The following is a 6,810-nucleotide window of genomic DNA, read 5'->3' as shown; positions in this document are numbered from 1 at the left end:
GCTTGACGCCTTCGTCGGGCTGCAGCCGGATCACCAGCTGATTGGCGAAAATCGGCCCGGCACTGTCGTCGAAGATCGAAAAGGGGATCGGCTTGAACTCGATGACGATCTCGGAAACCCGGCTCGCCAGCCTTTTGCCGGTCCTGAGGTAGAATGGAACGCCGGCCCAGCGCCAGTTGCCGATCTCGGCCCTTATGGCGACGAAGGTCTCGGTGGTGCTGTCCTTGCCGAGTTCCTCGACATAGCCCTTGACCGGGCCGCCCGCCGAAGCGCCGGCGCGATACTGGCCGCGCACCGTGTGCTTGGGCGCTTCGTTGCCGTTGATGCGCTTCAACGCCCTGAGCACCTTCAGCTTCTCGTCGCGTACGGCGTCGGCGTCCATCGAGGACGGCGTTTCCATGGCCACGAGGCAGAGCAGCTGCAGCATGTGGTTCTGCACCATGTCGCGCAGCGCGCCGGCCTTGTCGTAATAGGTGACGCGGTCTTCGAGGCCGACGGTCTCGGCGACAGTGATCTGCACGTGGTCGATATGGGCGGAGTTCCACAGCGGCTGATAGAGCGCGTTGGCGAAGCGCAACGCCATCAGATTCTGTACGGTTTCCTTGCCGAGATAATGGTCGATGCGGAAGATCTGGCCTTCGTGGAAATCGTCGCCCACCGCGTCGTTCAGCGCGCGCGCCGAGGTCAGGTCGCGGCCGATCGGCTTCTCCAGCACAATGCGCGAGTTCGGCGTGATCAGCTTGTTCTGCTTGAGCTGGTGCGAGATATCGCCGAACAGCGCCGGCGCCACCGCGAGATAGAAGGCACGGATGCGGTCGCTGTCGCCGATCGCCTTCTTCAGCTTGTCGAAGCCCGCGCCGCTGGTGGCGTCAGCCGGGACATAGGAAAGCCTGGCCAGGAAGGTTTCCAGTTCCTTTTGGTCGATATCGGCCGGCTTGACGTGGGACGAAATCGCCTGCCTGGCGAAAGCCTGGAACTCGGCGTCGGTCATCTTGGCGCGCGAGGTGCCGATGATGCGCGTCGGTTCGCAGAACTGATGGTCGCGCTGGCGATAATAGAGCGAGGGCAGGAGCTTGCGCTCCGACAGGTCGCCGGTGCCGCCGAAGATGATGAAGTCGAAGGGATCGACAGGGATGATCTGGCTGGTCATGGTCAGTCCGATTTGATGCCGGATACCGGCAGCGTGGTTGGTATATTCTAATCGATTTAAATTTTCCAGTGCCATGGTGTCACAGGCAGGACCAATCGCTTGCTGTTGCATCGGTCCACCTGTTTCCCGACACTTGCGCCGCCGACAGGCCTGTCGGTAAAGCCATGGCTTCCGGCAACGTTCGCGGCCGCACCATAGAACGCGAATGTGACGAAAGCTAAGGGAGAATACCGCTGCGGGGCGGCGGCCGGAAAATCAAGAACTGCGGAAATCCAATGAGCAGGAAAACCATGCGTCTGGAAAACAAGGTCGCCATCATCACCGGTGCTGCGTCGGGCTTCGGGGAGGGCATGGCCAGGCGCTTCGCCGAAGAGGGCGCGCGCGTGGTCGTCGCCGACCTCAACGCCAAGGGCGCCGAGCGGGTGGCCGAGGAGATCGGTCCCAACGCGATCTGGACCCAAACCGATGTGTCCCTGCGCTCCGAATTCGACGAGATGATCTATGCCGCCAAGAGCGCCTTCGGCCGCATCGACATCATGGTCAACAATGCGGGCTTCACCCATCGCAACGGCGATATGCTCGCCGTCGACGAGGAGACCTTCGACCTGATCACAGCGGTCAACATGAAGGCGATCTACCACGCCGCGCTGGCCGTCGTGCCGATCATGGACCGGCAGGGCGGCGGCGTCATCCTGACCACGGCCTCGACGGCGGGGCTTCGGCCGAGGCCAGGCCTGACCTGGTACAACGCCTCCAAGGGCTGGGCGATCACCGCCACCAAGTCGATGGCGGTCGAACTGGCGCCGAAGAACATCCGTGTCAACTGCCTCTGCCCGGTCGCCGGCGAGACCGGCATGCTGGAGAAGTTCATGGGCGTCGACACGCCCGAGATCCGCGAAAAGTTCCGCGCCTCGATCCCGCTCGGCCGGCTCTCGACACCCCTCGACATCGCCAACGCGGCGCTGTGGCTGGCTTCGGATGAAGCCGCCTTCGTCACCGGCGTGGCGCTGGAGGTCGATGGCGGCCGCTGCATCTGAGCCGTTTCCAGGTAGCGGCTGCTTATGCGGCGAACGGATAGGCTGGCGCCGTCAAGCCAAGTCTCCAATTTGACTTCATGGTCCGTCGAAACGATAACGGACCGGGGTAGGGGAATTGGCGCGTGGTTAAGGTCAGGCTGCGTGAAATTCGCAATGATCTGGGCTGGCGATTGCGCCGCTATCGGGCAAGACGTGCGCGTGCCCAAAGCAAGGCTATCTTCATCGGCATAACCGGCAGTTCCGGCAAATCGACGGCAACCAGCCTGCTTGGGCATATCCTGGCCGGTCGCGGCACCGTCCATACGCAGGTTCTGGCCAACACGCTCAAGGCACTCGTCCGCACGCTCTACAAGCGCATGAAGCGCGCGGGCGAGGTTGACTACGTCGTATTCGAAGCCGGCGCGTTCGAGCCTGGTTCGATCAGGCCGATGGCGGAGATGCTAAAGCCGGACTTGGCCGTCGTAACGATGGTCAGGCTGGAGCATTTTGCTCAATTCCGGAGCCTGGAGGCTGTCGCCCAGGAAAAAAAGGCCCTGGTCGAGGCATTGTCACCGGGCGGGCTCGCAATCTTGAATGCCGACGACCCGCATGTGCTCGGTATGGCTTCAGACGTAAGGGGCCGTGTCGCGACCTTCGGCCAGTCGGAGACTGCAGACTATCGTGTAACGGAGGTCCATGCCGCCTACCCCGACCGGCTCACATTTTCGCTGCGCTGGAATACTGGTGAGATCGACGTGCAAACACCTTTTCCCGGCGAGCACTTCTGGCTGCCGGCGGCTGCCGCCATTGTCACGGCGCTGGAACTTGGTGTCCCGCCGGAGGAAGTCGTGGCCAAGACGGCATCCTTCGAACCTCTGGCAAATCGCTGCAAGGTGGAGGCGATCGATGGCGGCCCGCAATTCATCATCGATGCCGCCAAAGCGCCTTGGCATTCGCTGAACATCGCGTTCGAGATGGTGGCCAAAGCGCGGGCTGTTCGTAAGCGGATCGTTCTCGGCCAGATTTCCGACTACGCCGGTTCGTCGCGGAAATATCGCACTGCCTATGGCGTCGCGCGCGATATCGCCGACGAGGTTATCTACACTGGTGACAATGCCCATCGCTCACGCGCGAGCCAGGCGGACCGCGACAGCGGGCGTTTCCTGGAGCTTCGTACTCCGAAGGACGCCTCGGACCACATCAAGCAGACGGCGGTCCCCGGCGAACTGATCCTGCTCAAGAGCTCCGCGAATCTTCATCTGGAGAGGATTGCGCTGGCATGGACCCACGACGTCAAATGCTGGATCCCGGCATGTGGTAAGAACGAAGGGTGTTACACGTGCGGCTTGTACGAGGTGCCGTTCGAGGAACACAAGTCCTTCCTCGAAAACCGCAGGATCGAGCGCAGAAAACGTCGGTACGAACGGCTGCTCGGCGGGTTAGGTTTCAGGCGCCGGTCTTGACGTAGCTTTTGTAGACCCAGCCGTGCTTGCCGTTATAGACGATCTCGCACCATTGCTTGCAATTCATCACCTGCACTGATGCCTTGGCCGGCACCGTGGTGATTGCGGCGGCACCTTTCTTCGGGCCCGAGCGCATGGTCACGGGCCTCAAGATGCGCCCGTTTGCGGCCGAGCTGGCTTTTTGAGGTTTGGGCTTGGGCTGCGCCGAGTCGTCCGTCGCTGCCGGCTGCGGATCTGGAACCTGCGGCTTGGCTTCGGGAATGGCGGCGGTTTGGGCGCCATCCATCTTGTCGTCAGGTTTCTTCGCGGCCGTCGACGTCTCGCTCGCGGCGCCCGCGACCTGCGAAAGCGCGTTCGAGGCGTCGTTCTCGGCATCGGCCTCGGCAAAGGCCGTATCGGTGGATTGTGCGGGGTTGGTGTCGGCGGCCTGCTTGGATGGAGCCGGTTGGTCATCGGCCGGGGCCGGCGGCGTCTGGGCGTCGGAAGCCGTCCAGCGGGGACTGTTCGGCGCCAGCGCCGGAATGCTGGCTTCGCGAGCCGCCGTCGTGGGCGTGACCGCGTCTGCCTTGCGCGCGGCTTGCGGCGCCGCCGCCACGGTGACCGCCGCTGTCGCCGGAGCGATCTTCGTGGTCTTCACCGGAATTGTCGGAACGGTTTGCGCGGCGTTTGCCGCAGCCACTTGCCGGTCACTGCCCGGAAAGCAAAGCCACAGAGCCACCGCGGCCACGCCGAGCAACGCGGCAGTGCCGATCGCCGCAATGACCAGATGGGCGTTCGACTGCACCCTCTGCCAGAAGGATGGCCGTACGCTATAGCCGAACTGCATTGTAAAGCGCTGCCGTTCCGGCATGCCGAAACTGAAGGGCCCGTTCACTCAAACCACCTCCAACAAGCGGGCCGACGTTCTTTCGATCATTGCCGCAACGATTGGCTTCGATCGGCATCGGTCCCGAAATTATTGCGGACAAGGCCCGCGAAATCCCCGGATTTTCGCCCATAATTGCATCTTTTACTGCTGATTATGGCATGAGTGAGCCAAATTGCGAAATTCTGCGCGCCTGTTAAGGCTTCCACAACCTGCCGCGTGGAAGCCGCCCGTGTCGAATCGGGGCTTCGGCCGGGTGGTCAGCTTCAAATCCTGTCGCGCAACGCAAACCAGTTGAGGGCCAGAAACAAGAGCGGCGCGCGAAATCGCCGGCCGCCCGGGAAAGCGGGGATTTTCAGATCCTCGATCAGTTTCAGCCGGTCGCGATTGCCGGCAACGGTCTCGGCATAGAGCTTGCCGAAGAAGTGCGACAGCATGACGCCGTGGCCGGAATAGCCGCCTATCGAAATCACCTTCGGCATCACCTCGCGCACGAACGGCTTTCTCGGCATCGTGATGCCGACATAGCCGCCCCAGCCATGCGTGATCTCGACATCCTTCAGCGCCGGGTAGAGCTCGGCGATCTGCTTGCGGATGTGGATATGGATGTCCTTGGGATCGTTGACGGCATAGACCTCGCGGCCGCCGAACAGGAGCCGTCCGTCTTTCGACTTGCGGAAATAGCGCACCACGAAGCGGGAATCGTCGACCGACTCGCCGCCCGGCAGCACCTTGGAGGTGGCGCCGAGCGGCACGGTCGCTCCGATGAAGGAGCCGATCGGCATGATATGCGCCGCGCTCGCTGGCTCGAGATTGCCGCCATAGGCATTGACCCCGATCAAGCATTTGCCGGCTGTGATCGTGCCCTTGCGCGTCGTGACCTTCACCTTGCCGCCATTGGAAACGATGCCGGTTGACGGCGTCTGCTCGAAGAGATGCGCGCCGGCCGCCGCCGCCACTTTCGCCGTGCCGATCACCAACTTCAGCGGATGGATGTGACCGGTGCCCGTATCGCGAGTGCCGCCGAAGTAGCGCGTCGAGCCTAGCCGCTGCGCCGTCTCCGCCTGGTCCATGAAGCTGATATGCGGATAGCCGAAGCGGCTCGCCATGATCTCGGCGTGGCGCTTGTACTCGTCGACGTAACGCTGCTTGTGCGCCACGGAAAGCTGGCCCGGCATATAGTCGATGTCGATCGCGTTGGCGGCCGCGAAGTCGAGCAGATGCGCCTTGGCTTCCTCGGCCATGTCGAACAGCGCCTTGGCGCGGGAAAGGCCATATTCGGCCTCCAACTCCTCCGCCCAGGCGCGCTGCCCGGTGCCGAGCTGGCCGCCATTGCGTCCCGACGCGCCGTCGCCGAAGCGGTAGGCCTCGATGAGGACGACATTTGCGCCGGCCTTTGCGAGGTGCGCTGCGGCCGAGAGGCCGGTGAAGCCACCGCCGACGATCACGACGTCGCAGGTCCGGTCGCCATCAAGCGCAGGATATTCAAGTCGAGGACCGGCTGTATCCTCGTACCACGAGCGGCCGGGGGAAATGGGAGATTGGTAGGGCATGGGAACGCCAGTGAATGGTGAGTAGTGAATGGTGAATGGTGAATGGTGAATGGCTGTGCAACGCGCGCTGGCTGCGTTCACCCGTCCAATATGAAACTACTCACCATTCACTATTCACCATTCACGCGACGAAGTCGCCCACTCACACATTCAGCAGCAGATATTCCCGCTCCCAGGGGCTGATCACTTCCATGAAGGTCTCGAATTCGGCCCGTTTAATCGCCGCGTAGGTGGCGGCGAAGGATTTGCCGAGGATGGCCGCGAGTTCCTCATCACCTTCGAACAGATCGACCGCCTCGAGCAAACTCCGTGGCAGGTCGATCTCGTCGGCGTTGGCCGTGGTCAGCACGGGAGGCTCGGCCTTGACCTTCCTGGTCATGCCGATCAGCCCGCACGCAAGCGACGCGGCCAGCGCCAGATAGGGGTTGGCGTCGGAAGACGGGATGCGGTTTTCGACGCGCCGCGCCGCCGGATCCGAACGCGGCACGCGGAAGGCGGTGGTGCGGTTGTCATAGCCCCATTTGTTGTTGACCGGGGCCGACGCCTGCTGCGTCAGCCGGCGGTAGGAATTGACGTAGGGCGCGAACATCACCAGCGCGTTCGGCACGTGCTTCTGCATGCCGCCGATGAAATGGAAGAACGCGTCGGTCTCGGAGCCGTCCTCCGCCGAGAAGATGTTCTTGCCGGTCTTCTTGTCGACCACCGACTGGTGGATGTGCATGGCCGAGCCCGGCTGGCCCTGGATCGGCTTGGCCATGAAGGT

At 62.8% G+C, this 6,810-nt stretch carries 6 protein-coding genes; 2 read left to right on the top strand and 4 right to left on the bottom strand.

Annotated elements, in window-relative coordinates; all coding sequences use genetic code 11:
* Window positions 1-1,150: glucose-6-phosphate dehydrogenase (zwf, locus tag EOD07_RS16900; protein WP_127236277.1), on the bottom strand; the 1,150-nt coding region annotated here is incomplete at its 3' end.
* Window positions 1,151-1,440: 290 nt separating this feature from the next.
* On the opposite strand from zwf, the gene EOD07_RS16895 reads away from it, so the two are divergent.
* Complete coding sequence (locus EOD07_RS16895) at window positions 1,441-2,187, top strand: SDR family oxidoreductase (RefSeq protein WP_127236279.1); 747 nt, start codon at window positions 1,441-1,443, stop codon at window positions 2,185-2,187.
* A 122-nt stretch (window positions 2,188-2,309) separates the two neighbouring features.
* Window positions 2,310-3,629, top strand: coding sequence for a Mur ligase family protein (locus EOD07_RS16890; RefSeq protein WP_127236276.1), 1,320 nt, complete (start codon window positions 2,310-2,312; stop codon window positions 3,627-3,629).
* Here EOD07_RS16890 and EOD07_RS16885 read toward each other — a convergent pair.
* The 3 genes from EOD07_RS16885 to EOD07_RS16875 all read right to left on the bottom strand — a co-directional run.
* Window positions 3,613-4,503, bottom strand: coding sequence for an SH3 domain-containing protein (locus EOD07_RS16885; protein WP_164772298.1), 891 nt, complete (start codon window positions 4,501-4,503; stop codon window positions 3,613-3,615). The two genes, EOD07_RS16890 and EOD07_RS16885, sit on opposite strands and share 17 nt — an antisense overlap.
* Before the next feature lie 257 nt (window positions 4,504-4,760).
* Window positions 4,761-6,047, bottom strand: coding sequence for an FAD-binding oxidoreductase (locus EOD07_RS16880; RefSeq protein WP_127236275.1), 1,287 nt, complete (start codon window positions 6,045-6,047; stop codon window positions 4,761-4,763).
* A gap of 142 nt (window positions 6,048-6,189) precedes the next feature.
* Window positions 6,190-6,810 (bottom strand): glutamine synthetase family protein (locus EOD07_RS16875; protein WP_164772297.1); only part of this gene is annotated, 621 nt, incomplete at its 5' end.

The sequence above is a fragment of the Mesorhizobium sp. M2C.T.Ca.TU.002.02.1.1 genome (assembly GCF_003997225.1).
The sequence above is the reverse complement of the archived record's forward strand: the minus strand, read 5'-3'. Positions and strand labels throughout refer to the sequence as shown.